Raw genomic sequence first — 26,756 nt, forward strand, 5'->3', positions numbered from 1 at the left:
TGTTGCCGCCGATTTCTGCTTTCCACACACCCATCAGCAGTATTTGATGCAGCCACAATAGACATTCTTGCAAGAGAGAAAAGTGATCTAAATTACAAATTGAAACTCCATTTTAAATTTATCAGATCAATGTTTCTAAAGGTGATAAACATCACATGAGACAGGCTTCAGGCAATAAAAAACCCCGCCGTGAAAGGCAGGGTTTCGTTCATGCCCGAAGGCAATGAAAACTTATTTTTTCGCCGCGAAACGGGCAGCAGCCTCGTCCCAGTTGACGACGTCCCAGAACGCTTTGATGTAGTCCGGACGGCGGTTCTGGAATTTCAGGTAGTAAGCGTGTTCCCACACATCCAGACCCAGGATCGGGAAACCGGACGTGCCAGAAATGGTTTCACCCATTAACGGCGAGTCCTGGTTCGCGGTAGAAACCACCGCCAGTTTGTCGCCTTTCAGCACCAGCCACGCCCAGCCAGAGCCGAAACGGGTGGCAGCCGCTTTCTCGAATTCTTCTTTAAATTTCTCAACAGAGCCGAAATCACGCTCGATAGCCGCTTTCAGATCGCCCTGCAGGGAGGTACCTTTTTTCAGACCTTTCCAGAACAGGCTATGGTTGGCGTGACCGCCCGCGTTGTTACGCAGTACGGTTTTTTTGTCCGCTGGCAGCTGATCCAGTTTGGTGATCAGTTCTTCAACCGGCAGGCTGGCGAATTCCGGCAGGCTTTCCAGTGCCGCATTCGCATTGTTCACATAGGTCTGATGATGCTTGGTGTGATGGATTTCCATCGTTTGTTTGTCGAAATGCGGTTCCAGTGCATCATAAGCGTATGGCAGCGATGGTAATGTATAGCTCATAGTCATCTCCATTATTGTCGGGCGGCAGAGGTGTTAACGCCGCGTAATCAGTTGGTTCATTATAGTTAATTAAATGATATTGAAAATGTTTATCAATGCCGTAGTTTTAATAAGGTTATAACTTTTGGTTATGACGTTGTTTTTGTGAGGCCGCTCACCCCCATCATGCGCTCATTGCCAGTGTGGCGCGTATCGCGGCAACCGGTCGAAGGTTAATGCGCTGTACAATTTTTACACTCATCCCGTCAGATGAAGATTCATCGACTTCAACGGTGAGGATAAAAACAATGAGTCACGCGATTACGATGGGTATTTTTTGGCATTTGATAGGCGCAGCCAGTGCGGCCTGTTTCTATGCCCCGTTTAAAAAAGTCAAACACTGGTCCTGGGAAACCATGTGGTCAATCGGGGGTATCGTCTCCTGGCTGCTCCTGCCCTGGGCCGTCAGCGCCATGCTGCTTCCTGATTTCTGGGCCTATTACGGCTCCTTCTCCTCCTCCACGTTGCTGCCGGTATTCCTGTTTGGCGCCATGTGGGGCGTGGGTAACATCAACTATGGCCTGACCATGCGCTATCTTGGCATGTCGATGGGGATCGGTATCGCCATCGGCATCACCCTGGTGGTCGGGACACTGATGACGCCGATTATTAACGGCAACTTTGATGTGTTGATTCACACCCCCGGCGGTCAGATGACGCTACTGGGTGTTCTGGTTGCGCTCATCGGCGTGGGAATCGTGACCCGCGCAGGGCAGCTAAAAGAGCGCAAAATGGGCATCACGGCGGAAGAGTTCAATCTGAAGAAAGGCCTGGCGCTGGCGATCATGTGCGGGATTTTCTCAGCAGGCATGTCATTTGCCATGAACGCCGCCAAACCGATGCATGAAGCCGCCGCCGCATTAGGCGTCGACCCGCTGTATGTCGCATTGCCGAGCTATGTCGTTATCATGGGCGGCGGGGCGATCATCAACCTGGGTTTCTGCTTCATTCGTCTGGCAAAAGTGAAAGAACTGTCGGTAAAAGCCGATTTCTCGCTGGCAAAACCGCTGATCATCAGCAACGTTCTGCTCTCCATGCTGGGCGGTCTGATGTGGTATTTCCAGTTCTTCTTTTATGCCTGGGGCCACGCCCGCATTCCGGCACAGTATGACTATATGAGCTGGATGCTGCACATGAGTTTCTATGTGCTGTGCGGCGGTCTGGTGGGGCTGGTGCTGAAAGAGTGGAACAATGCAGGACGCCGTCCGGTGGGCGTACTGAGCCTCGGTTGTGTGGTGATTATCATCGCCGCCAATATTGTGGGCCTCGGTATGGCGAACTAAGCGGCACGACTGCGATGACGCCACTGCCCTGGCGTCATCCCCACTTCCCGGTTAAACACCACTGAAAAATAGTTACTGTCTTCAAAGCCGCACAGCATCGCGATGTCGCTGATCATCTGCTCGGTATGCTGGAGCAGATACTGCGCGTGGCAAATCCGCAACTGACGCAGATACTGGCTGATGGTCATGCCAGTCTGGCTGCGAAACTGCTGGCGTAATCCCCGCTCGCTACACCCTTCCTGAACACAAAACGCGTCCAGCACGAATGGCCTGTTGAGACTGCCCGCCAGTGCGGTAATCAGTTTATCCAGCAGCGCTTCGCGGTGCGTCGCGGCGAGGTTATCCGTGGCATAGCGGTGACGACTCAGGGTGAATACCAGTTGTGCAAACAGCAGTTCCGCCATTCCGCCGGACAACACATCCTGCCGGTTGCTTTCGTGTTCGAGCTGGCTAATCACCTGCCGGGCCTGCGCCATCCCGCTGCTGCCGATCCGCCAGTGCGGCGACCAGCGCGAGCCATGCAGACCGGGAATATGTGCCGCCCAGTCGAGATTCAGCGTCAGCCTTTCCGGACAGTAGATGATGTTCTGTAAAACCAGATCGTGCACTGAGGCGTACGCATGTTTGTCTTCGGCACGGATATAAAACAGATCGCCGCGGGTGATGCGGTAAGGACGGTCGTTGAGGATATGCAGGCCGTTGCCACGCCACACCAGCACCAGCTCGCAAAATTCATGGGTATGTTCGGCAAACACGTTTTGCGGATAACGGTCGGCCACCGCCACCGCCTGGTCGGGCGACGCAAAAAAGTCCGCTTTGCGAAGAATAAGCTCACCAGGCATGATGCCACCTCATTGCTAACCACCCGCCATTATTGACTTTTTCACTAGCAAAAAACGGTGACTGGTTTCGCGTTACTGGAGGCTGGCGTCTCGCCCCTGGCGAATATCCCGCGGTGACCAGTTAAATTCCCGGCGAAACAGCGTCGAAAAGTGGTTACTGTCGCCGAAACCGCAGCGAAAAGCGATATCCGTCACGCTCTCGTCACTGTGACGCAACAGATGGCGCGCTTTCGTCAGACGCACCCGGTTCAGATAGCGCTGCGGCGTCAGTCCGGTATGCTGTTTGAGCTGCCGGTGCAGCGTGCGCAGCGACAACGAAAAGCGCCCGGCGACGCCTTCCCAGCAGACCTCTTCTGCAAAATGGTCGTCCAGCCAGGCGATCAGCTGATTCAGGCGGGCATCGTTATTGGTGGCCTCCGCCGCGAGACTGCTTTTGCGCAGCTGGATCAGCAACTGCATAAACAGAATTTCGCGATTGGCGATGGTATGCGCGTCGTTGTCCTCGTCCTGCCTTTCCATTTGCGCCACGATCTGCCGCACCTGTTGCAACGCGCTCTGATTAACCCGCCAGTGGGAGGGATACACGCCGTCCTGTTCCTGGGGTAACAATCGGTGCAGCCCGGCGAGAAACTGGAACGCTTCCGGCGAGCGGTACAGCACGTTGGTCAGGCAGAGGTTATCGGTGTGCTCATAAAGATGCCGGTCGTGATCACGCACAAAGCAGACCGTCCCACCGCTGATGGTGTAGGGCTGACCGTTAAAAACGTGAATGCCCGTACCATGCTCAACGATAACAATTTCATGAAAATCATGGTGATGCTCGGGAAATTCGGGCTGGGGGAGCCGCGGCTCGATCGCCACCGAAGAGATGCCCGACGGGAAAAAATCCACACAGTGCAACACGGTCATAACGCCTCCCACCCGATGAGAAAAGTTATCAGGATAATAAGTGTGGTGCGGCAATCTCACCTTGAATTTTTGACAACAAAGCGCGCAAAGCCTGCCGTTTTTTCAAGAAACGTCCGGAAAAATCAGGAAATGCGGCGACCGTCACACCAGGCCAGATCAGGCTCAAAACTGGAAACTGTGAGCTATCTCACCTTCACCTTTGCTTTCTTGCCAGCGCCAATTTTCGTCTGTCAGTAACGAGAAGGTAGCGCCGTTGCGCTCTTTTTAGACTGGATGCACTGATTATCTGAAGGACCCCTGAGATGACTTTTCGCCATTGTGTCGCCGTAGATTTAGGCGCTTCCAGCGGGCGTGTGATGCTTGCCAGTTACGACCGCGAACAACGTACGTTGTCGCTTCGCGAGGCGCATCGCTTTGTGAACTGCCTGCAAAAAAGAGACGGCTTTGACTGCTGGGATATCGACAGTCTCGAGGCGGGCATTCGTTGCGGGCTGGAAAACGTCTGTGCCGAGGGCATTCTCATCGACAGCATCGGCATCGACACCTGGGGCGTCGACTATGTCCTGCTGGATAAGCAAGGCCAGCGCGTCGGGCTGCCGGTTTCCTATCGCGACAGCCGCACGCAGGGCGTGATGCAGCAAGCGCAAACGCAATTGGGTAAAGCCGATATCTACCAGCGTAGCGGCATTCAGTTTCTGCCGTTTAATACGCTCTATCAGCTCCATGCGCTGGCAGCACAACAGCCGGAACTGCTCGACCGCGTCGCCCATGCCCTGTTGATCCCCGATTATTTCAGCTACCGCCTGACCGGCAAGCTGAACTGGGAATATACCAACGCCACCACCACGCAACTGGTCAACATCAACACCGACAGTTGGGATGAGAAGCTGCTCGACTGGACAGGCGTTCCACGCCACTGGTTCGGTACGCCGACGCATCCTGGCAACGTCATCGGCCACTGGCGCTGCCCGCAAGGAAATGCCATTCCGGTGGTGGCGGTCGCCAGCCACGATACCGCCAGCGCGGTCATCGCCTCGCCGCTGAACGGCAACGATGCGGCGTATCTCTCTTCCGGCACCTGGTCGCTGATGGGTTTTGAGAGCAAAACACCCTGCACCAGCGATGCGGCCTTGCAGGCCAACATCACCAATGAAGGCGGAGCGGAAGGTCGCTATCGCGTGCTGAAAAACATTATGGGCCTGTGGCTGCTGCAACGCGTGCTGCGGGAACAAAACGTTAAGGATCTGCAGGCGCTAATCACCGAAACCGCAGCGCTTCCGGCCTGCCGCTTTGTGATCAATCCCAACGATGATCGCTTCATTAACCCCGACAACATGAGCGTGGAAATCCAGGCTGCCTGCCGCGAAAGCCAGCAGCCGGAACCCACCACGGCGGCGCAACTGGCGCGCTGTATTTTCGACAGTCTGGCGCTGCTGTATGCCCGCGTGCTGGCAGAACTCACCGCCCTGCGCGGCCAGCCATTCAGCCAGTTACACATTGTTGGCGGCGGCTGCCAGAACCCACTGCTTAACCAGCTGTGCGCCGACGCCTGCGGCATCACCGTGATCGCCGGACCAACAGAAGCATCGACGCTCGGCAACATCGGCATTCAGCTGATGACGCTGGATGAGCTGAATAACGTCGACGATTTCCGCCAGGTGGTGAGCAAGAACTACGACCTGACCACTTTTACGCCCAATCCGAACCATGAAATTGCCCGCTATGTTGCGCAGTTTCAGCGGCAACCACAGACAAAGGAGCTTTGCGCATGACCACTCAAACAGAACAGGCATGGGAACTGGCTAAACAGCGTTTTGCCGCCGTCGGCGTGGATGTCGAGCAGGCGCTGCGCCAGCTCGATCGTTTACCAGTTTCAATGCACTGCTGGCAGGGCGACGACGTGGCCGGTTTCGAAAACCCGACCGGCGCATTAACCGGCGGGATCCAGGCCACCGGCAACTATCCCGGGAAAGCGCGCAACGCCACGGAACTTCGCGCCGATCTCGAACTGGCGTTAAGCCTGATCCCCGGGCCAAAACGCCTGAATCTGCACGCGATTTATCTTGAAGCCGACGCACCGGTCGCCCGTAACGACATTAAGCCAGAGCATTTCGCTAACTGGGTGAAATGGGCGAAGGCCAATCAGTTGGGTCTGGACTTCAACCCCTCCTGCTTCTCGCATCCGCTGAGCGCCGATGGCTTCACTCTCGCCCACGCCAATGACGAGATCCGCCAGTTCTGGATTGACCACTGCAAGGCCAGCCGCCGCGTGTCGGCGTATTTTGGCGAGCAACTGGGCACCCCGTCGGTGATGAACATCTGGATCCCGGACGGTATGAAAGACCTTACCGTTGACCGCTTCGCACCGCGCCAGCGTTTGCTGAATGCGCTGGACGAGATCATCAGTGAGAAACTGAACCCGGCGCACCACATCGACGCCGTGGAGAGCAAGTTGTTCGGTATTGGTGCCGAGAGCTACACCGTGGGCTCGAACGAGTTCTACATGGGGTACGCCACCAGCCGCCAGACCGCGCTGTGTCTCGATGCGGGCCACTTCCACCCGACGGAGGTCATCTCCGACAAAATCTCTGCCGCGATGCTGTTTGTGCCGCGCCTGTTGTTGCACGTCAGCCGCCCGGTGCGCTGGGACAGCGACCATGTGGTGCTGCTGGATGACGAAACCCAGGCCATCGCCAGCGAGATCATCCGTCACGATCTGTTCGACCGCGTTCATATCGGTCTGGATTTCTTCGACGCTTCCATCAACCGCATCGCGGCGTGGGTCATTGGTACCCGCAACATGAAGAAAGCGCTGCTGCGTGCGCTGCTGGAGCCGACCGCCGAACTGCGTCAGCTGGAGCTGGACGGCGACTACACCGCGCGTCTGGCGCTGCTGGAAGAGCAGAAATCGCTGCCGTGGCAGGCGGTATGGGAAATGTACTGCCAGCGCCATGACACGCCGGCAGGCAGCCAGTGGCTGGAAAACGTCCGCGCGTATGAGAAAGACGTACTGACCAATCGCAAGTAAACACATTGCCCGGCGGCGCTTCGCTTGCCGGGCCTACAAGTACAGAGTCACCCGGCATTTTCAAAGGAACCACAAGACTATGCAGACCATTATCAATTCCTGGTTCGTCCAGGGCATGATCAAAGCCACTTCTGACGCCTGGCTGAAAGGCTGGGACGAACGCAACGGCGGCAACCTGACGCTGCGTCTGGACGATGCGGATATCGCGCCGTACCGCGCTGATTTTCACCCACAACCGCGTTACATCGCGCTGAGCCAGCCGCTGCCGCAGCTCGCTGGGATGCCGTTTATCGTTACCGGTTCCGGTAAATTTTTCCGCAATGTGCAGCTCGACCCGACAGCGAATCTCGGCGTGGTGAAAGTCGATAACGACGGCGCCGGTTATCACATTTTTTGGGGACTGACGGACGACGCCGTACCGACATCGGAATTACCCGCACATTTCCAGTCCCATTGTGAGCGTATTATCGCCACAGGCGGTAAAGACCGCGTCATTATGCACTGTCACGCTACCAATCTGATTGCGCTGACCTACGTCCTGGAAAACCGGACTGACCTTTTCACCCGTAAGCTGTGGGAAGGCAGTACCGAGTGTCTGGTGGTGTTCCCTGACGGTGTTGGCATTCTGCCGTGGATGGTGCCGGGCACGGACGACATCGGTCAGGCCACTGCGAAGGAAATGCAAAAACACGCGCTGGTGCTGTGGCCCTTCCACGGTGTCTTTGGCAGCGGCCCGACGCTGGATGAAACTTTTGGCCTGATCGACACCGCCGAGAAATCCGCGCAGGTGTTAGTCAAAGTCTATTCGATGGGTGGCATGAAGCAGACCATCACCCGCGAGCAACTCATCGCGCTGGGTAAACGCTTTGGCGTCACCCCGCTGGCAAGCGCACTCGAACTCTATCAATAACCACGCGCCTGCTGCCGGAAAAATCACAGCAAACATTAAGGAGAGTTACATGAGTTTTATGCTGGCACTACCCAAAATCAGCCTGCATGGCGCGGGCGCTATTGGCGATATGGTGAACATGGTGGCAGGCAAGCAGTGGGGCAAAGCGCTGATTGTCACCGACGGGCAACTCGTCAAACTGGGGCTGCTCGACAGCCTGTTTGCCGCGCTGGATGCCCATCAGATGTCGTATCACCTGTTTGACGAGGTTTTCCCGAACCCAACAGAAACGCTGGTGCAACAAGGCCTTAGCGCCTATAAGGCGTCGCAGTGCGATTACCTGATCGCCTTCGGCGGCGGCAGCCCGATTGATACCGCCAAAGCCATTAAGATCCTGACCGCCAACCCCGGCCCGTCAACGGCCTATTCCGGCGTGGGTAAAGTGAAAAACCCGGGCGTACCGCTGGTGGCGATCAACACCACCGCCGGTACTGCGGCGGAGATGACCAGCAACGCGGTGATCATCGACAGCGAACGGCAGGTCAAAGAAGTGATCATTGATGCGAATATTATCCCGGATATTGCCGTTGACGATGCCAGCGTGATGCTGGAGATCCCGGCGTCCGTGACCGCAGCCACTGGCATGGACGCGCTGACGCACGCGATTGAAGCGTATGTCTCTGTTGGCGCGCATCCACTGACCGATGCTAACGCGCTGGAAGCGATTCGCCTGATCACCCTCTGGCTGCCGAAAGCTGTCGACGATGGCCACAACCTTGAAGCGCGTGAACAAATGGCGTTTGGCCAGTATCTGGCGGGAATGGCCTTTAACAGCGCGGGTCTGGGGCTGGTTCACGCGCTGGCGCATCAGCCGGGCGCCACGCACAACCTGCCGCACGGCGTCTGCAACGCCATCCTGCTGCCGATCATCGAAAACTTTAACCGCCCGAACGCTGTGGCGCGCTTTGCCCGTGTGGCACACGCCATGGGCGTGGAAACGCGCGGTATGAGCGACGAAGCCGCCAGCACAGAAGCCATCAACGCGATTCGTCAGTTAAGCGCCAGGGTGGGTATTCCGTCCGGCTTCAGCAAACTGGGCGTCACCCGAGCGGATATCGAGGGCTGGCTGGACAAAGCGCTCGCCGATCCGTGCGCACCGTGTAACCCACGCACCGCCAGCCGCGACGAAGTTCGTGACCTGTATCTGGAGGCGTTATGATCCGCAAAGCGTTCGTCATGCAGGTCAATCCTGACGCGCATGAAGAATATGCGCGCCGCCACAATCCGATCTGGCCAGAGCTGGAAGCCACGCTGAAGGCGCATGGCGCGCACCACTACGCGATTTACCTCGACAAAGCACGCAACCTGCTGTTCGCCAGTGTTGAGATTGAATCAGAAGAACGCTGGGATGCCGTCGCCAGCACTGAGGTTTGCCAGCGCTGGTGGAAACATATGCGTGATGTCATGCCCGCCAACCCGGACAACAGCCCGGTCAGCGCGGAACTGAAGCCAGTGTTTTATCTGGCGTAATACCCTACGCCGGGCAACATGATGTTTGCCCGGCGTTTTCTCATCAGAAGTAGTACTTAAAGCGCACGCGCCCGCCATAACGATTGTCATCGCTGCTACTGGCATTATCACCCTGCAGTTTCGACCAGTAAGCCCCCAGGTAGATATTAAAATTCTCCATATCCATCACATTCGGGATTTGGTAAGACGCATGAATGGTATGAATGTCATAGGTACCGGCATCATCAAACCAGACATCGTCATCGCGCGGGATATCACCGACCTCTTCCACTTTGTTGTGTGCATAGATATAGCCCAGCTCAAACCGTTTCCACAGCGCGTTCACCGCCGCCGTGAAGTCTTTTTCATCACTGGCATCCATGTAAGCCGTATTAAGATTGACCACCACACCGTTGTCCGGATCGTTCTGCAAACCGTTCCAGGTCATGGTCATGCCATAACCGGTGCGATCAGACTGATCGACAAAGTTGCCCTGACTGTCGGTGTATCCGTAGGCGTTACTGACCACGTTGGATTCCATAGCTGCCGCCACGGAGAAAGCCCCCTGCGACCAGGCCACCACCGGACGCAGATACGCGACGTTTCTCTGCTGTTCCATATCGCGGCCATGATAAGCGTTATCCTGATACAGTGAGGTTCCGTCTTCGAGCAATGTGTTCAGTTCGAAATACCAGTCGCCCATCTGTTTGCTCATCAGGAAGTTGCCACCGGCATCGGAGCGTCCGCGCCCTTCTTTCATCATGTAGATATAACCGCTGCCATCATCATAAAGATCGTTCGCTGTATTCCCGGAGTGTTCAACAAACGTATCCTGATTCAGCGGGAACATATCATAAGCTTCGAATCGCCCCACTTTTATTTGCCAGTCTTTCTCCTGACCGAAAAAGAAAACGGCATCATCGAGATCCATCGACCCTGTCATATCCGCCAGCGGCTGCGCGGAAAAGCCAGCAAAATAACCGTTGTCGAGTTTTCTTATTCCGTCAAACCCTAACAGAATTCGCCCATTGAGATCCCACCGTTCATTGCTGTTATCGGCATTAGAAATAAGCGAACCCTGACGGCTTTCGGCATCCATATTGAATTCAACGTCGCCATAGACTTTCAGATCACCATAACCGGATAGCGTTAATGTCGGTGGCGTACTGTTTTTTGCTGTTTCTTGTGGCGGCGTTTCACTGCGCGTGGCGATCGGGTTCTGCGCCACCTGTTCCGCTTTAAGTTGCTGCACCTCTTTCTCCGCCTGCGCCGCACGATTTTCCGCGGCTTCCAGCCTGTCTTCGAGCTGCTGCAGACGTTGTTCCAGCGTCAGTGACGATGTTTTTGCCAGACCTGTATTTGCCGCCAGTAATAACCCGACAGCCACTGCCAGTATTGATTTATTCATTACCCGTCTTCCTCGAGGTAATAGAGTGGATAACGGAATCCATGTTCCGCCGTGAAATAAAACATAATGGCGATGAATAAATTATTGTTTTAATTGTTTAGCGCAAAGACGTTGCGCCACAGGCGTGGAAATAATAAGGAGAGAATAAAAATAATGAAAAGAAGGTTAACGCAATAACGTGAGCAAGATAACAGCGTTTTTTATTTGTATAAGTTTACTGAATAGAGCCGCAAAATAATTATGAGGCATGTTATTCGCGATAAATTTCCCAGATGTTTATTTAATTAAAAACCTTCTTTATATTGATGGTGGAATTATATCCATAAGTCTTATCACCACGCTTTATCCTTACTCAGAACTCAAAAGCGAAAGTGTGTTTCAGGACACAAAAAACGTGGTCAGATAGGCGGCGTCTTGTCACCGACCTCTGACATATTCCCGCTCATTTCCTGACCATCGCCCCGCTACAATCTAAAAGATAATCTGAGACGGAGTGACCCAATGGCTGTACTGACCCCTTCCTGCATCGACCTGAATATTCGTGGCAACACAGCTTATTCGATCCTCAAACAACTGGCTGAAATGGCCGAAGAAAATGGCTTCGTCAACGACAGAAATCGCTTCCTGCAAACGCTCCTGCTTCGCGAAAAATTGCACTCCACCGGATTCGGTTCCGGCGTAGCGGTGCCTCACGGCAAAAGCGCTTGCGTAAAACAGCCTTTTGTTTTGTTTGCCCGTCAGTCGCACGGCGTGGACTGGAAAGCCAGCGATGAAGCGCCGGTCACCTGCTGGATCTGCCTCGGCGTACCGCAGGAAGGCGAAGAAAACCAGATACAGCTAATTGGTGCCCTGTGCCGAAAAATCATTCACGCGGAATTCATTGAGAAACTCAAAAATGGCGACGTCAGCCAGATAGTTGCTCTGTTAAATCAAACGATTAGCGAATAAGGAGCCGTCTATGGAACCAACATTACGTCTGGTGGCGATAACCAACTGCCCCGCGGGGATCGCGCATACTTATATGGTCGCCGAAGCGCTGGAGCAGAAAGCGCGCGCGCTGGGCCATACCATTAAAGTCGAAACACAGGGGTCGAGCGGGGTGGAAAATCGCCTCAGCGCGCAAGAGATTGCCGATGCCGATTATGTCATTTTAGCTACCGGTCGCGGGCTCAGCGCGGACGACCGCAGCCGCTTCGCCGGGAAACAAGTGTATGAAATTGCCATTTCCCAGGCCCTGAAGAATATCGACCAGATTTTCACGCAGTTACCGACGCATTCGCACCTTTTCGCTGCCGAAAGCGGCGTGAAACTCGGCCAGCAGGAAGTGCAACAGGGTAGCGTGATGAGCCACCTGATGGCGGGCGTGTCCGCCGCGTTGCCGTTCGTGATCGGCGGCGGTATCCTGGTGGCCATCGCCAACATGCTGGTGCAACTCGGCTTGCCTTATACCGACATGGCGAAAGGCGCACCGTCGTTTACCTGGATTGTCGAGTCGATCGGTTATCTGGGCTTTACCTTTATGATCCCGATAATGGGTGCGTATATCGCCCTGTCGATTGCCGATAAACCCGCCTTCGCACCGGCGTTCCTGGTCTGCTATCTGGCTAACGATAAAGGCCTGCTGGGCACGCAGTCCGGCGCAGGCTTTCTTGGCGCCGTCGTGCTGGGTCTGGCGATTGGTTACTTTGTGCTGTGGTTTCGCAAAATCAAACTGGGTAAAGCGTTACAACCACTGCTGGGCTCGATGCTCATCCCTTTCGTGACGCTGTTTATCTTCGGCGTGCTGACGTATTACGTCATCGGTCCATTGATGTCAGACGTCATGGGCGGACTACTGCATTTTCTGAACACCATTCCACCGTCAATGAAGCTGGGCGCCGCGTTTCTGGTGGGCGCAATGCTGGCTTTCGATATGGGCGGCCCGATCAACAAAACCGCCTGGTTCTTTTGCTTTTCGCTGCTGGAAAAACATATCTACGACTGGTACGCCATTGTGGGCGTCGTCACGCTGATGCCGCCGATGGCTGCCGGGATCGCCACCTACATTGCGCCTAAACTGTTCACGCAACAGGAAAAAGCCGCCGCCAGCAGCGCGATTGTGGTGGGTGCGACAGTGGCGACCGAGCCGGCTATTCCTTATGCCCTGGCCGCGCCGCTACCGATGATTACCGCCAATACGCTCAGCGGTGGGATCACCGGCATGCTGGTGATCGCTTTTGGCATCAAACGTCTGGCGCCGGGCCTCGGTATATTCGATCCGTTAATCGGGCTGATGTCGCCCGCCGGGTCGTTTTATCTGGTGTTAGGCATCGGGCTGGTGATGAATATCGCCTTGATTATCATCCTGAAAGGACTGTGGATGAAGCGTAAAGCGGCAAAACCGGAGTTGGTTCATGAACAGTGAGTTGCTGGAAACGTTGTGTAACGCATGCGCGGTCAGCGGTGACGAGCAGGAAGTCCGCCAGATCCTGCTCAAGACGCTCGAACCGCACGCTGATGAGATCACCTTTGACGGGCTTGGCAGCATTATCGCCCGCAAAGGGTCGCGCGGGCCGAAAGTCGCCCTCGTCGGCCATATGGATGAAGTTGGTTTTATGGTGACCCACATCAGCGACGCGGGATTCATCCGTTTTGAGACAATCGGCAGTTGGTGGAATCAGTCGATGCTCAACCACCGGGTGACGATCCGCACCCGCAGCGGCAACAAAATCCCCGGAATTATCGGCTCCGTGGCACCTCATGCGCTTAGCGAAAAACAGAAGCAGCAGCCGCTTAATTTTGACGAGATGTTTATCGATATCGGCGCGAACTGTCGCGAAGATGTGGTTAATGCGGGCATTGCGTTCGGCGATTTTGTCAGCCCGGAAGCTAATTTTGCCCGCTGGTCGGCCGATAAAATAACAGGAAAGGCGCTGGATAATCGCGTCGGCTGTGCATTAATGGCTGAGCTGTTGCAAACGGTTGATAATCCAGAGATTACACTTTTCGGCGTAGGTAGTGTGGAAGAAGAGGTGGGTTTGCGCGGCGCGCAAACCTCCGCAGAGCACATCAAACCGGACATCGTTATTGTTCTGGATACCGCCGTGGCGGGCGATGTTCCCGGCATTGATGCCATTAAGTACCCACTCAAACTTGGCGAGGGACCGGCAGTCATGCTATTCGATAAGCGTTATTTCCCCAATCAGAAGCTGCTGGCAGCACTGAAAACCAGCGCGGCACGGGCTGAAGCACCCATCCAGTTCTGCACGATGAAAACCGGTGCCACCGACGGCGGCCGCTACAATGTGATGGGCGGCGGACGTCCGGTGATTTCGCTGTGCCTGCCAACCCGCTATCTGCATGCTAACAGCGGCATGATTTCGGTGCAGGATTACACGGCAACGCTGTCCATTCTTCGCGAGCTGTTACAGTCGCTGGATAAAAACAGCGCCCGCGTGCTGGGCGATTTTCGCTAAGGAGAATTATGCTCAATGAACGCCAGCTGACGCTGCTTGCCAGACTCGAACAACAGCCTTGTTCACTCAACGTGCTGGCGCAGCTCACCGGCGTTTCCGGGCGAACGATCCTGCGCGACATTGATTACCTCAACTTTACCCTGAGCGGGAAAGCGCGGGTCATGGCCGTCGCCAGCGTCGGTTATCAACTGGAAATTTTCGACAGGCGTAGCTATTTCGAACTTTTACAGCGGCATGATAATGATGACCGGTTGCTGGCGATGCTGCTGCTTAACGCGTTCGTCACGCGCACGCAACTGGCAAACACGCTGAATCTGCCAGAAACCTGGATTGCGGAACGGCTGGTGCGCCTGAAAGCGCGCTATGAAAAAGCGTTTAGTATTCAGAGTCGCCCTGGCGCAGGCCATTTTATTGATGAGCCGGAAGAGAAATGCCTTGTTTTACTGGCGAATCTGCTGAAAAAAGACCCGCTACTTTTTCCTCTCCCCGGTATCGATCCGGATTCCCTTGCGCGGTTACAGGATGCCTGCAGCCGCGCCCGCGACTGGCCAGCCATTCCTGCGGATTATCTGGCGAGTATTATTCTGGCGGTGTATGCGTTACGTAACCGGCTGTCGCCGGATCTGCCGCATTTCCACAATGAGACGCTGCAGCGCATTGCTGATGACGTGGGGTTATGGCTGGGAGCAGACGCCTTCAGCGCAGCGGTGCATTTTCTCGACAACCACCAGCAGCGCGCGGAAACCATCACCACGAATTATATTGCCGGGTTGCTGCGCAGCCTGCCAGAACTGACGCCGCTGCATGTTATTGATCCCCAGTTGATTGAAGATTTAACCGGGCATATCGCCCGCTGTAGCGCCTCGCCGGTCTGGTTGCCGGAAAACCGTCAGGGCAGTATGAATAACCTGAAAGCCGCGTGGCCTGCGGCATTCGATTTAGGTCTCCAGTTTATTAATAAGCTGCGCGAGGAGCAGGACATTCCGGTGTTTGACAGCGATCTGGTCGGGCTGTACTTCGCCTGCGCGCTGGAACGTCATCAACAGGATCGCTATCCGGTCATTCTGCTGGCCGATCAAAACGCCATTGCGACGATCAACAAGCAGGCCATTGAACGCGATGTGATGAGCTGCCGGGTAATCATTGCGCGAACCCCGGGAGAATTACGTAACCTGTGCGCCGATGTTGAACCGGCGCTGATCGTGAACAACAGCCATCACTTTCTTGACGAGATGCCCGGCGAGGTGTTGATCGTGAAGAATATTATTACACCCGCCGCGATCGGCCAGATCAAAGATCTGTTGGCGTCGGCCTTTATTCGCCAGCGGCCAGAGCGTTTTTTCCTGTCGCAGGGCAGCTTTCATTACGCCAATGACCGCAATGAAGAATGGCAAAGCGTGATTGCGCATATCTGCAAGCGGCTGACGGACGGCGGTCATCTGACGGTGGACGAAGCGTGGCGTATTGAACAACGCGAGCGGGAAGGTGAAAACCTGATCGTTAATCAGCTCGCCATCCCGCACTGCTGGAGTGAACGGCAAACCCATTTCCGCGGCTACTTTATTACCCTTGCTCAGCCGGTATCGGTGAATAACGAACCGGTAAGCCACGTGCTGATTGCCTGCGCCTCAGCGAGTGCGCGGCATGAACTGAAGATTTTTAGCTATCTGGCGAGTGTCCTGTATCGCTATCCACAAACGACGATTTCAGGCCTGAGTAATTACGATGATTTTCTGGCGCTGCTGCGCGGATAAACAAAAAAAGCGCCCGGAGGCGCTCTTTCGACAATAACACTGTGTTTATTTGTTCAGTTCAGCCGTCATGTGAACACGGTTGCCGCTGAAAGCTTCGGTGATGGTGTAAGACGATGCGCCAGCGGCCTGAGCCTGGGCGGCGATTTTCGCTTCTGCGCCATCAAGCGTTGAGCTGGTTGCAGTCACGTTCTGTGCAGCGAAAGAACCGAAAGTAGTAGCGAGAGCGATAACTGCGACAAAAGTTTTGATGCTTTTCATGATATAAACCCTTCAATTTCATTGTTGAGATAAGGCGCCGTGCCTTGATGTGATAAATAATAGCGCCATGACTCATCAACGAAAAGCGGAAGGATTTGCTCTCTTCTTTCAAAAAAACTGACTAACATTTAACCCGCAATCAGACGTTCCGGGTGGGTATAAATCGTCGCGCGACCGGGCTTGCAGAAGCCCACCAGCGTCAGGTTACAGCGCTCCGCCACTTCGACCGCCAGCGTGGTCGCCGCAGAAACCGCAAACAGGATCTCCACGCCGCACATGGCCGACTTCTGCACCATTTCATAACTGGCGCGACTGGACACCAGCGCCGCCCCTTGCGTCCAGCGATCGTCTTCCATCGCCCGGCGCCCGAGTAGTTTATCCAGCGCCACATGCCGCCCGACATCTTCATGACCGCCCGCCAGTTCGCCCGATGGCGTTACCCAGGCGGCAGCATGCGTACAGCCGGTGAGTCTGCCGATCGGTTGCACATCGTTCAAATGCTCAAGCGCCAGATCAAGATGATTGAGATCGAACGTCTGGGTGAACGGCAATGGCGAAACCGGTTTTCCGATGTCGTTCAGTTGCTCAACGCCGCAGACACCGCACCCGGTGCGTCCCGCCAGCGCGCGACGATGCGCTTTCAGCCCCATAAACCGGCGGCTGGAGAGCTCAATCTGTACCTCCAGGCCATTGCAGGCTTGCACCACATCCATCCCGTAAATTTCCCGTCGATTTTCGATAATCCCTTCAGATAATGAAAAACCGAGAGCAAAAAGCTCCAGATCCTTCGGAGAGGCCATCATCACCACATGGGAAATACCGTTATATACCAGCGCAACCGGAACCTCTTCGGCTAACTCGTCTGGCTGAGGATGTTGCAAATCCTGCCGCTTCCAGAGGGCGATTTGGCGCATCCCCGTGACTTCCGTCACACTATTGACTTGTTTTGGATAGATCTTGTTCACTTTGTATTAACCGTATTGGAACAGGTATACCGACAATGTGGTATTCTGGTGCAATTCCCTCCATGGATGAGGGAAATAACTCCAATTTTGAACCTTTGTGGCGTTATCCGCAAAGGCTAATAACTACACGTGACAATGTCTAAAAGAAACAAGGAGCAAACCATGCAGGTCAGCAGAAGGCAGTTCTTTAAGATCTGCGCTGGCGGTATGGCAGGCACCACGGCGGCGGCACTGGGATTCGCACCCGGCGCCGCACTGGCGGAAACGCGGCAGTACAAGCTGTTGCGCACCCGCGAAACCCGTAATACCTGTACATACTGTTCCGTGGGCTGTGGGCTGTTAATGTATAGCCTCGGCGACGGTGCTAAAAACGCCAAAGCATCCATCTTCCATATTGAAGGGGACCCGGACCATCCGGTAAGTCGTGGTGCGCTCTGTCCGAAAGGCGCCGGGCTGGTTGATTTTATCCATTCTGAAAGTCGTTTGAAGTATCCGGAATATCGCGCTCCGGGTTCTGATAAATGGCAGCAAATTAGCTGGGAAGACGCTTTCGATCGCATCGCTAAGCTGATGAAAGCCGACCGCGATGCCAACTTTATCGCGCAAAACGCGGAAGGCACGACGGTTAACCGCTGGCTCTCCACCGGCATGCTGTGTGCGTCTGCCTCCAGCAACGAAACCGGTTATTTAACCCAGAAATTTACCCGCGCGCTCGGTATGCTCGCGGTCGACAACCAGGCGCGTGTCTGACACGGACCAACGGTAGCAAGTCTTGCTCCAACATTTGGTCGCGGTGCGATGACCAACCACTGGGTCGACATGAAGAATGCCAACCTGATCGTGGTGATGGGCGGTAACGCCGCTGAAGCGCACCCGGTAGGATTCCGCTGGGCGATGGAAGCGAAGATCCACAACGGCGCGAAGCTAATTGTGATCGATCCGCGTTTCACCCGTACGGCATCCGTGGCCGATTTCTATACGCCGATTCGTTCCGGTACTGACATTGCCTTCCTGTCAGGCGTGTTGCTGTACCTGATCACCAATAACAAAATTAACCGTGAATATGTCGACGCCTATACCAACGCCAGCCTGATCGTGCGTGAAGATTACGGATTCGAAGACGGCCTGTTCACCGGCTATGACGCGGACAAACGCAAGTACGATAAAACCAGTTGGAACTACGAGTTGGATGAAAACGGTCACGCAAAACGCGACCTGACCTTAAGCCATCCGCGTTGCGTCTGGAATTTACTGCGAGAGCACGTTTCCCGTTATACGCCAGAAATGGTTGAAACCATCTGCGGTACGCCGAAAGCGGATTTCCTGAAAGTATGCGAATACATTGCAGAAACCAGCGCGAAAGATAAAACCGCGTCGTTCCTCTACGCCCTCGGCTGGACGCAACACTCCATCGGTGCGCAGAACATCCGTACGATGGCGATGGTTCAGTTGCTGCTGGGCAACATGGGGATGGCAGGCGGCGGTGTGAACGCCCTGCGCGGTCACTCCAATATTCAGGGTCTCACCGATCTCGGCCTGCTGTCGCAAAGCCTGCCGGGCTACATGACACTGCCGAACGAAAAACAGGCTGACCTGCAGACGTACCTCACCGCCAACACGCCGAAACCGCTGCTGGAGGGCCAGGTTAACTACTGGGGCAACTATCCGAAATTCTTCGTCTCAATGATGAAGTCGTTCTATGGCGACAAAGCGACGGCTGAAAACAACTGGGGCTTTGACTGGCTGCCGAAGTGGGACAAAGGCTACGACGTCCTGCAGTATTTCGACATGATGTATAAGGGCCAGGTCAACGGCTATCTCTGCCAGGGCTTTAACCCGGTGGCCTCGTTCCCGAACAAGAACAAGGTGGTTGCGGCACTGTCGAAACTGAAATTCCTGGTAACAATCGATCCGCTCAATACCGAAACGTCGACGTTCTGGCAGAACCACGGCGAGTCGAACGACGTTGATCCATCGAAAATCCAGACCGAAGTGTTCCGTCTGCCATCCACCTGTTTTGCCGAAGAGAACGGTTCTATCGTTAACTCCGGTCGTTGGCTGCAGTGGCACTGGAAAGGCGCGGACGCCCCGGGGATCGCCAAAACCGACGGTGAAATCCTCGCCGGTATTTTCTTGCGTCTTCGTAAGATGTATGCCGCCGAAGGCGGTCCGGTGCCTGAGCCGGTGCTCAATATGACCTGGAACTACTCAACGCCTGAGGAACCGTCATCTGAAGAAGTGGCGATGGAGAGCAACGGTAAAGCGCTGGCGGATATCACCGACCCGGCAACCGGCGCAGTGATCGTTAAGAAAGGCCAGCAGTTAAGCTCGTTTGCCCAACTGCGTGATGACGGCACCACGTCCAGTGGCTGCTGGATTTTCGCCGGTAGCTGGACGCCGAACGGCAACCAGATGGCTAACCGCGACAACGCCGACCCGTCAGGGCTGGGCAATACACTTGGCTGGGCATGGGCATGGCCGCTCAACCGCCGCATCCTGTACAACCGCGCCTCCGCTGATCCGCAGGGCAACCCGTGGGATCCGAAGCGTCAGTTGCTGAAATGGGATGGCGCGAAATGGGGCGGTGTGGATATTGCGGACTACAGCACCGCGGCACCAGGCAGTGATGTCGGGCCGTTCATCATGCAGCCGGAAGGGATGGGTCGCCTGTTCGCCGTGGATAAAATGGCGGAAGGGCCGTTCCCGGAACACTACGAGCCGTTTGAAACGCCGCTGGGCACCAACCCGCTGCATCCGAAGGTTATCTCTAACCCGGCAGCCCGTATCTTTAAAGATGATATGGAAGCATTGGGCAAAGCAGATAAGTTCCCGTACGTCGGTACAACCTATCGTCTGACCGAGCATTTCCACTACTGGACCAAGCATGCGCTGTTGAACGCCATCGCGCAGCCGGAGCAGTTTGTGGAGATCGGCGAGAAACTCGCCGGCAAGCTTGGCATCAGCCAGGGCGATACCGTGAAAGTCTCCTCCAACCGTGGCTATATCAAGGCCAAAGCGGTGGTGACCAAGCGCATTCGCACGCTGAAGGCAGATGGTAAAGATATCGATACTATCGGCATTCCGATCCACTGGGGCTATGAAGGTGTGGCGAAAAAAGGCTTTATTGCCAATACGCTGACACCGTTCGTCGGTGATGCGAATACGCAGACGCCGGAGTTCAAGGCCTTCCTCGTGAACGTGGAAAAGGTGTAACGGAGACGACTTATGGCTTATCAATCGCAAGACATTATTCGTCGTTCCGCGACTAACGGTTTCACCCCCGCGCCACAGGCGCGGGATCACCAGCAGGAAGTGGCGAAGCTCATCGACGTCACAACCTGTATCGGCTGTAAAGCCTGTCAGGTGGCCTGTTCGGAATGGAACGACCTGCGTGATGAAGTGGGACACAACGTCGGGGTGTACGATAACCCCGCCGATTTGACCGCCAAATCCTGGACGGTGATGCGCTTCTCGGAAGTGGAGCAAAACGACAAACTGGAATGGCTCATCCGTAAGGATGGCTGTATGCACTGTGCCGATCCAGGCTGTCTGAAAGCCTGCCCGGCTGAAGGCGCTATCATTCAGTACGCTAACGGTATCGTCGATTTTCAGTCTGAGCAGTGCATTGGCTGCGGCTACTGCATCGCCGGTTGTCCGTTCGATGTGCCGCGCCTCAACCCGGAAGACAACCGCGTCTATAAATGTACGCTGTGCGTTGACCGTGTGGTGGTGGGCCAGGAACCGGCCTGCGTGAAAACCTGCCCGACAGGTGCTATCCACTTTGGCTCGAAAGAAGCCATGACAACACTTGCCGGTGAGCGTGTGAGCGAGCTGAAAACCCGTGGTTATGATAACGCGGGCCTGTACGATCCGGCGGGGGTTGGCGGTACGCACGTCATGTACGTCCTCCATCATGCCGACAAGCCGAATCTGTACCACGGCCTGCCGGAAAACCCGGCCATCAGCGAAACCGTGAAGTTCTGGAAAGGGGTCTGGAAACCGCTGGCTGCTATTGGCTTTGCGGCCACCTTCGCCGCCAGCATCTTCCACTACGTTGGTGTCGGTCCGAACCGTGCGGAAGAGGAAGACGATAACCTCCACGAAGAGAAAGACGAGGTGCGCAAATGAAAAGACGTGACACCATCGTGCGCTACACGGCGCCGGAGCGTATCAACCACTGGGTAACCGCCTTCTGCTTCGTTCTGGCGGCGGTAAGCGGACTGGGCTTTTTCTTCCCGTCCTTCAACTGGTTGATGCACATTCTCGGTACGCCGCAGCTGGCGCGTATTCTGCATCCGTTCGTTGGCGTGGTGATGTTTGCCTCATTCATCATCATGTTCTTCCGTTACTGGCATCACAACCTGATCAATCGTGACGATATCTTCTGGGCGAAGAACATTCGCAAGATCGTGGTCAACGATGAGGTGGGCGATACCGGGCGGTACAACTTCGGTCAGAAATGCGTTTTCTGGGCGGCGATCATCCTGCTGGTGCTGTTGCTGGTCAGCGGTGTGATTATCTGGCGTCCGTATTTTGCGCCAGCGTTCTCCATTCCTGTGATCCGATTTGGGTTAATGCTGCATTCATTTGCGGCCGTGGCGCTGATTGTGGTTATCATGGTGCATATCTACGCCGCTCTGTGGGTGAAAGGCACCATTACTGCGATGGTTGAAGGCTGGGTCACCAACGCGTGGGCAAGGAAACATCACCCCCGCTGGTTCCGTGAAGTGCGTGAAAAACAGGATAAAACCATCCCGTAAACTGTGCAGTGAAAGAGCATGGCGTGGCGCCGGAGACGTTCGTGTCCGGCGCCATTTTCGTTTCTGAATCGCGATTTTTGACAACTTTTTGACAACTTTATACAGATAACAGACCAACCGGGTTTCTGAACGCATGAGAATGGATTCGATTCTTTTGACAAGGAGACGTATCGTGAATCTCAAACACCTCTTCACCTCTCTGGCGCTGGGTCTGCTGGTCATGACGACGGGCGCAAGCGTACAGGAACCCGTCCAGAAAGTGGCGATCAAATCGGAGCTGGCCTCCCCTGTGGTGCTGGAAAACGCGCAGGATAAAAACTATCTGAAAGTGTCGCTGGTGGGTTTTCCGCTTAACGCCAGCAAACGCAGCCCGATTAACCTCGCGCTGGTCATTGACCGTTCCGGCTCGATGGGCGGCGATCGTATCGAGCAAGCCAAAGACGCTGCCGTGATGGCGGTGAATACCCTCAGTAGTCAGGATACGCTGTCGGTGGTGATTTATGACGACGTGGTGGACGTCATTGTGCCACCCGCCAAAGTGGGCAATAAAGCGGCCCTGATTAGCCAGATCCGCGAACGCGTGACCGCCCGTGGCGGCACCGCGCTGTTTGCAGGCGTCAGTCGTGGCATTAATGAAGCCAGTCAGTACCTGAAAAAAGAGCAGGTAAACCGCATTATTCTGCTCTCCGACGGTCAGGCGAACGTCGGCCCGTCAACCACCGGAGAGCTGGCGGAACTGGGAAAAATCGCCGCCCGCAAAGGGATTGCCATCACGACGATGGGCATTGGCGACGGTTACAATGAAGACCTGATGGCGGCGATTGCCCAGTACAGCGACGGCAACCATGTTTTCGTACAGAACACGAGCGATCTGGAAAAAGCCTTCGCCCATGAGTTTGGCGATGTGATGTCTGTTGTTGCGCAGGATGTGGTCGTCGAAATCAAAATGGCCGATAACGTTAAACCGCTGCGCCTGCTGGGTCGCGAAGGCGAAATTCGCGGCGATACGGTCACCGTGAAGCTGAATCAGCTGTACGCGAATCAGGAAAAATACGTGATGCTGGAAGTGCTTCCGGCAAAAGGCAGCGCCGCACAGAGCAAGCCGCTGGCCGACGTGAATGTCAGCTATAACAACCTGGCCACGAAGCAGAAAGATCGCTGGGATGAAAAACTGGCGATGCGCTATACCGCCTCGGTCAGTGAAGTCCAGAAAGAACAAGTAGATGACGTGATTGTGGATTCCGCGATTCAGAAATCGGCGATTGAGAACGAACGGGCGCTGGAGCTTATCGACGAAGGAAAAATGGATGAAGCAAAAGCAGTCTTGCGCCAGAGCTCAGATGCCCTGAACGCCCTGCCTGTCAGCGCACCTGCCGCGAGGATGAAAGCGCAAGCCAGCGCGCAGGAAAACCTCGAAGTACTCGGAAAAATGGAAACCGAAAGCAAAGAGGTGTCTCGTAAGTCGCTGAAAGAGCAGAGTTACAACACCAAGAACCAGAAGTCGAAATCGAACTGATCCACAAGGAGTGCCGGATGCTCAGAAGCAAGCTGATCTATCTCATCGCCACCGTGATGTTTTTTATCCTGCTTGCTTACCTGGGCATCCGTACGCTGGAACATGAAGTACTGCTGCGTCACTACCAGACGCAGACCCTTGCTGAAGCAGAGACCGCCCGCGTCGCTGCGGACATTGAAAACCTCCTGCAACAAAAAGCCTCGCGACTGCATGCGATCAGCGACTTTATCGATCCTGACGATGCCGCGGCTCTCACCGCGCTTAACGACCAGGACAGCGACATCAACGCTGTGTTTACCCTGCGCAAAAATCAACTACTCTACCCCGATGAACGCCAGCCCCTGAGCAATGAGGAGCGGGAATGGGTACGGCAGCTCACACCGCTGGTTAACGATCCCAGCCTGCTCACCAGCCATATCCCCCACGCAGAACAGGAAACGCCGCAGGCCGGATGGTTTATCACCAATGAAACTCAGGAGCCGTTGCTGATCTACTGGCGGCAGAAAGGCGACATGATCATTGGCTTTCGCCTCTCCTATGTGCAGCTGATGATGGACATCGCCAACAACGTTCAGGCGAGCGCTGCGGAAAACGACCCGGTCGTACGCGTGACTGAGAACGGCCGTCAGCTTTATCAGAACAAAGAAACACAACAGCAACAGTTAACAGAACGGGATACCCGCACACTGGAATACCCGCTGACCACATGGCAAATCAGCGTTTATGGTGTGAAGGCACCGCTTTATCACGTCTGGCTGTGGGGCAGCGCGTTAATTGTTCTGCTACTGGCTGTGGTGGCTCTGCTGGGTTATTCCCTGTGGCGGGAATATACCCGCTCTGCCCGCCAGGCGCGCCAGCAGGTGGATTTTGTCAGCCAGGTATCGCATGAGCTGAAAACCCCACTGACCAACATCACGCTGTATGCCGAACTGCTGCGCGAAGGGCTGGACGATGAGCAAACGCACGAACAGCGCTATCTGGATGTCATCACCCAGGAAGGGCAGCGGTTATCACGGCTCATCCAGAACATCCTGACCTTTACGCGAGCGCCCAAAACGCATATCCAGAAGGTGGATATCCCGCGTCTGATTGCGGAGATCGCCCATATCTTCACTCCGGCGTTTCAGGCGAAGGGAATGGCGATTGAGATTACCTGTCCGCCGGATATCACGTTGCATTCTGATCGTGACGCCATCACGCAAATTGTCAGCAACTTCCTGAGCAATGCCGAAAAATACGCAGCACAGGGCAAGCGGGTGGATATTGACGTGCAGGCGTTAACAGACCGCGTCGAGATCGCCGTTCGCGATTATGGGCCGGGCATTACGGAAAAAGAGATGAAGATGATTTTTCGTCCGTTCTACCGGGTAAAATCATCGATTACCGAAGGGGTTTCTGGCACAGGCATTGGGCTGACCATTGCCTCGCAACTGGCGCAGCGCCTGCACGGAGAGATCCGCGTCACACAGGAAAACCCCGGCGTCTGTTTTACCCTGACCTTACCGCAAGGATGACATGATGAAGATATTGATTGCGGAAGATGACACCCATATTCGCCAGGGCCTGGTGGATGCGCTGTCGCGCGAGGGCTATACCCTCATTGCCGCGCCTGATGGCCGGGCGGCGCTGGAATGTTACCATCGCGACAAACCAGACTTTGTGCTGCTGGACATCATGATGCCCGAAATGGACGGCTATTCGGTCTGCCGGGAAATACGCCGCCATGACGAACATATCCCGATTGTGTTTCTCTCTGCCAAAGATGAGGAGATTGACCGCGTCGTGGGGCTTGAACTGGGTGCGGATGATTACATCAGTAAACCGTTTGGTATTCACGAGCTGCGGGCGCGAATTAAAACCATTGCCCGGCGCTGTCTGAGCCATAACGCCACCCAGCCAAACATCAGCTTTCCTTTCGGTGATTTAACCGTCTACCCCAACGAGTTGTGCGCGTGGCGCGGCGAACAAAAGCTGGAGCTGACACTGCGGGAAGTGCATATTCTGTGCTGTCTGCAACGGCATAAAAATCAGGTGGTAACGCGCGACATGCTGTTTGACGCCGCGTGGGGCTACGATTACTTGCCTAACAGCCGCACGCTGGATCAGCATATTTCCCGGTTACGTAAAGTGATAGAAGTGGATGCCAATCACCCGCAGCTAATCCGAACGGTGCATGGTCTCGGATACCGTTATCAGGTATCGTGAACACGCATTGAGATGCATTGGGTATCTCCTGCAGACCAATTGCGGTTATCATTATGACATTCACCTGGCCAGGCCTACGATCCCTGGCTTGCCATAACACCAGGCGGATTTCGCGAATTCGCCGAAACCAGGAAGTGACTGAATGAGCATTCGCATCATCCCGCAAGATGAGCTGGAGAAGAGCGAGAAACGCACCGCGGAAGCAATTCCGCCCTTATTATTCCCCAGACTGAAAAATCTTTATAACCGTCGTGCAGAGCGCCTGCGCGAACTGGCGGAGAATAACCCGTTGGGTGATTTCCTGCGCTTTGCGGCGCTCATCGCTCACGCCCAGGAAGTGGTGCTTTACGATCACCCACTGCAAATGGATTTAACCGCGCGGATCAAAGAAGCCGCCGCCCAGGGCAAACCGCCGCTGGATATTCACATTCTGCCGCGTGACAAACACTGGCATACGCTGCTGCACTCAATGATTGCCGAGCTGAAGCCCGAGATGAGCGGTCAGGCGCTGGCGGTGATTGAAAACCTCGAAAAAGCCTCTGAGCAGGAGCTGGAGCAGATGGCGAGCGCGCTGTTTGCCTCTGATTTTGCGTCAGTCAGCAGCGATAAAGCTCCGTTCATCTGGGCCGCGCTGTCGCTCTACTGGGCGCAAATGGCCAGCCTCATTCCCGGCAAAGCGCGCGCAGAATATGGTGAAGCGCGTCAGTATTGCCCGGTCTGCGGTTCGATGCCGGTTTCCAGCATGGTGCAAATCGGTACAACGCAAGGTCTGCGCTATCTTCATTGCAATCTGTGTGAAACCGAATGGCACGTGGTGCGCGTGAAATGCAGCAACTGCGAACAGAGCCGCGAACTGCATTACTGGTCGCTGGATAACGAGCAGGCGGCGGTAAAAGCGGAAAGCTGCGGTGACTGCGGGACTTACCTGAAGATCCTGTATCAGGAAAAAGACCCGAATGTCGAAGCAGTCGCGGACGATCTCGCCTCGCTGGTGCTGGACGCGCGGATGGAGCAGGAAGGCTTTGCCCGCAGCTCCATCAACCCGTTCCTGTTCCCGGGCGAAGGGGAGTAACGGCCATTGTGT

The 26,756-nt window shown here is 55.2% G+C and carries 23 protein-coding genes; 17 read left to right on the forward strand and 6 right to left on the reverse strand.

All coding sequences use genetic code 11. The features are described from left to right. Nucleotides 1–231 precede the first annotated feature (231 nt). Complete coding sequence (gene sodA, locus QMG90_RS21620; RefSeq protein WP_283281837.1) at nt 232–852, reverse strand: superoxide dismutase [Mn]; 621 nt, start codon at nt 850–852, stop codon at nt 232–234. Nucleotides 853–1,139: 287 nt separating this feature from the next. On the opposite strand from sodA, the gene rhaT reads away from it, so the two are divergent. Next, the gene (rhaT, locus tag QMG90_RS21625; protein ID WP_283281838.1) at nt 1,140–2,174 is read left to right on the forward strand and encodes an L-rhamnose/proton symporter RhaT; all 1,035 of its coding nucleotides are present in this window, start codon (nt 1,140–1,142) and stop codon (nt 2,172–2,174) included. Here rhaT and rhaR read toward each other — a convergent pair. Both rhaR and rhaS read right to left on the reverse strand, forming a co-directional pair. Next, nucleotides 2,171–3,016, reverse strand: coding sequence for an HTH-type transcriptional activator RhaR (rhaR, locus tag QMG90_RS21630; protein ID WP_283281840.1), 846 nt, complete (start codon nt 3,014–3,016; stop codon nt 2,171–2,173). The genes rhaT and rhaR overlap by 4 nt on opposite strands. A gap of 72 nt (nt 3,017–3,088) precedes the next feature. Continuing rightward, on the reverse strand, nt 3,089–3,925 hold the full coding sequence (gene rhaS, locus QMG90_RS21635) for an HTH-type transcriptional activator RhaS (protein ID WP_283281842.1): 837 nt from the start codon (nt 3,923–3,925) through the stop codon (nt 3,089–3,091). A 302-nt stretch (nt 3,926–4,227) separates the two neighbouring features. Here rhaS and rhaB point away from each other — a divergent pair, with 302 nt between their 5' ends. The 5 genes from rhaB to rhaM all read left to right on the forward strand — a co-directional run bounded on the left by rhaB (nt 4,228) and on the right by rhaM (nt 9,372). Beyond that, nucleotides 4,228–5,697 (forward strand): rhamnulokinase, encoded by a 1,470-nt coding sequence (rhaB, locus tag QMG90_RS21640; protein ID WP_283281844.1) that lies wholly within the window; start codon nt 4,228–4,230, stop codon nt 5,695–5,697. Then, a complete protein-coding gene (rhaA, locus tag QMG90_RS21645; protein WP_283281846.1) occupies nt 5,694–6,953 on the forward strand; it encodes an L-rhamnose isomerase in 1,260 nt (419 codons plus the stop codon). The genes rhaB and rhaA overlap by 4 nt, the downstream gene beginning before the upstream one ends. 79 nt (nt 6,954–7,032) lie before the next feature. Continuing rightward, entirely contained in the window at nt 7,033–7,863 is an 831-nt protein-coding gene (gene rhaD, locus QMG90_RS21650; RefSeq protein ID WP_283281848.1) for a rhamnulose-1-phosphate aldolase, read from the forward strand. Nucleotides 7,864–7,912: 49 nt separating this feature from the next. Then, nucleotides 7,913–9,061 carry a lactaldehyde reductase gene (gene fucO, locus QMG90_RS21655; protein ID WP_283281850.1) on the forward strand — a complete coding sequence of 383 codons (1,149 nt, stop codon included), beginning with the start codon at nt 7,913–7,915 and terminating at the stop codon, nt 9,059–9,061. Further along, nucleotides 9,058–9,372: an L-rhamnose mutarotase gene (rhaM, locus tag QMG90_RS21660; RefSeq protein WP_283281852.1), complete on the forward strand. Its 315-nt coding sequence runs from the start codon at nt 9,058–9,060 to the stop codon at nt 9,370–9,372. The genes fucO and rhaM overlap by 4 nt, the downstream gene beginning before the upstream one ends. Nucleotides 9,373–9,415: 43 nt before the next feature. Here the strand turns inward: rhaM and QMG90_RS21665 are convergent, their stop codons facing one another. Beyond that, nucleotides 9,416–10,759, reverse strand: coding sequence for a carbohydrate porin (locus QMG90_RS21665; protein WP_283281854.1), 1,344 nt, complete (start codon nt 10,757–10,759; stop codon nt 9,416–9,418). A gap of 501 nt (nt 10,760–11,260) precedes the next feature. Between QMG90_RS21665 and QMG90_RS21670 the strand changes: the two genes are divergently transcribed. Genes QMG90_RS21670 through QMG90_RS21685 form a run of 4 tightly spaced genes read left to right on the forward strand, consistent with a single transcriptional unit; the run spans nt 11,261 to nt 15,968 of the window. Next, nucleotides 11,261–11,707 carry a PTS fructose transporter subunit IIA gene (locus tag QMG90_RS21670; RefSeq protein ID WP_283281857.1) on the forward strand — a complete coding sequence of 149 codons (447 nt, stop codon included), beginning with the start codon at nt 11,261–11,263 and terminating at the stop codon, nt 11,705–11,707. 10 nt (nt 11,708–11,717) lie between these two features. After that, the gene (locus QMG90_RS21675; protein WP_283281859.1) at nt 11,718–13,163 is read left to right on the forward strand and encodes a PTS fructose-like transporter subunit IIBC; all 1,446 of its coding nucleotides are present in this window, start codon (nt 11,718–11,720) and stop codon (nt 13,161–13,163) included. Beyond that, nucleotides 13,153–14,214 carry an aminopeptidase gene (locus QMG90_RS21680; RefSeq protein ID WP_283281861.1) on the forward strand — a complete coding sequence of 354 codons (1,062 nt, stop codon included), beginning with the start codon at nt 13,153–13,155 and terminating at the stop codon, nt 14,212–14,214. Before QMG90_RS21675 ends, QMG90_RS21680 begins: the two co-directional genes overlap by 11 nt. A gap of 8 nt (nt 14,215–14,222) precedes the next feature. Next, nucleotides 14,223–15,968, forward strand: coding sequence for a putative frv operon regulatory protein (locus tag QMG90_RS21685; protein WP_283281863.1), 1,746 nt, complete (start codon nt 14,223–14,225; stop codon nt 15,966–15,968). Between the two features lie 45 nt (nt 15,969–16,013). Here QMG90_RS21685 and QMG90_RS21690 read toward each other — a convergent pair whose 3' ends face one another. Both QMG90_RS21690 and fdhD read right to left on the reverse strand, forming a co-directional pair. Next, nucleotides 16,014–16,226 (reverse strand): YdgH/BhsA/McbA-like domain containing protein, encoded by a 213-nt coding sequence (locus tag QMG90_RS21690; RefSeq protein WP_038161483.1) that lies wholly within the window; start codon nt 16,224–16,226, stop codon nt 16,014–16,016. A 128-nt stretch (nt 16,227–16,354) separates the two neighbouring features. Continuing rightward, entirely contained in the window at nt 16,355–17,140 is a 786-nt protein-coding gene (fdhD, locus tag QMG90_RS21695; protein WP_419098641.1) for a formate dehydrogenase accessory sulfurtransferase FdhD, read from the reverse strand. 213 nt (nt 17,141–17,353) lie between these two features. On the opposite strand from fdhD, the gene fdnG reads away from it, so the two are divergent. The 7 genes from fdnG (at nt 17,354) to fdhE (ending at nt 26,744) form a co-directional block, all read left to right on the forward strand. Beyond that, complete coding sequence (gene fdnG / locus QMG90_RS21700; RefSeq protein ID WP_283281869.1) at nt 17,354–20,404, forward strand: formate dehydrogenase-N subunit alpha; 3,051 nt, start codon at nt 17,354–17,356, stop codon at nt 20,402–20,404. A 12-nt stretch (nt 20,405–20,416) separates the two neighbouring features. Further along, nucleotides 20,417–21,319, forward strand: coding sequence for a formate dehydrogenase subunit beta (gene fdxH, locus QMG90_RS21705; RefSeq protein ID WP_049849290.1), 903 nt, complete (start codon nt 20,417–20,419; stop codon nt 21,317–21,319). Next, entirely contained in the window at nt 21,316–21,951 is a 636-nt protein-coding gene (gene fdoI, locus QMG90_RS21710; protein WP_283281872.1) for a formate dehydrogenase cytochrome b556 subunit, read from the forward strand. The genes fdxH and fdoI overlap by 4 nt, the downstream gene beginning before the upstream one ends. A gap of 172 nt (nt 21,952–22,123) precedes the next feature. Next, nucleotides 22,124–23,467 carry a vWA domain-containing protein gene (locus tag QMG90_RS21715; RefSeq protein WP_283281874.1) on the forward strand — a complete coding sequence of 448 codons (1,344 nt, stop codon included), beginning with the start codon at nt 22,124–22,126 and terminating at the stop codon, nt 23,465–23,467. 17 nt (nt 23,468–23,484) lie between these two features. After that, entirely contained in the window at nt 23,485–24,981 is a 1,497-nt protein-coding gene (locus QMG90_RS21720) for a sensor histidine kinase (protein WP_283281876.1), read from the forward strand. 4 nt (nt 24,982–24,985) lie between these two features. Then, nucleotides 24,986–25,672, forward strand: a complete 687-nt coding sequence (locus tag QMG90_RS21725; RefSeq protein ID WP_283284021.1) for a response regulator transcription factor — start codon at nt 24,986–24,988, stop codon at nt 25,670–25,672. Between the two features lie 142 nt (nt 25,673–25,814). After that, nucleotides 25,815–26,744, forward strand: coding sequence for a formate dehydrogenase accessory protein FdhE (gene fdhE / locus QMG90_RS21730; RefSeq protein WP_283281877.1), 930 nt, complete (start codon nt 25,815–25,817; stop codon nt 26,742–26,744). Nucleotides 26,745–26,756 lie beyond the last annotated feature (12 nt).

The organism is Trabulsiella odontotermitis (assembly GCF_030053895.1).
GTDB lineage: Bacteria > Pseudomonadota > Gammaproteobacteria > Enterobacterales > Enterobacteriaceae > Trabulsiella > Trabulsiella odontotermitis_C.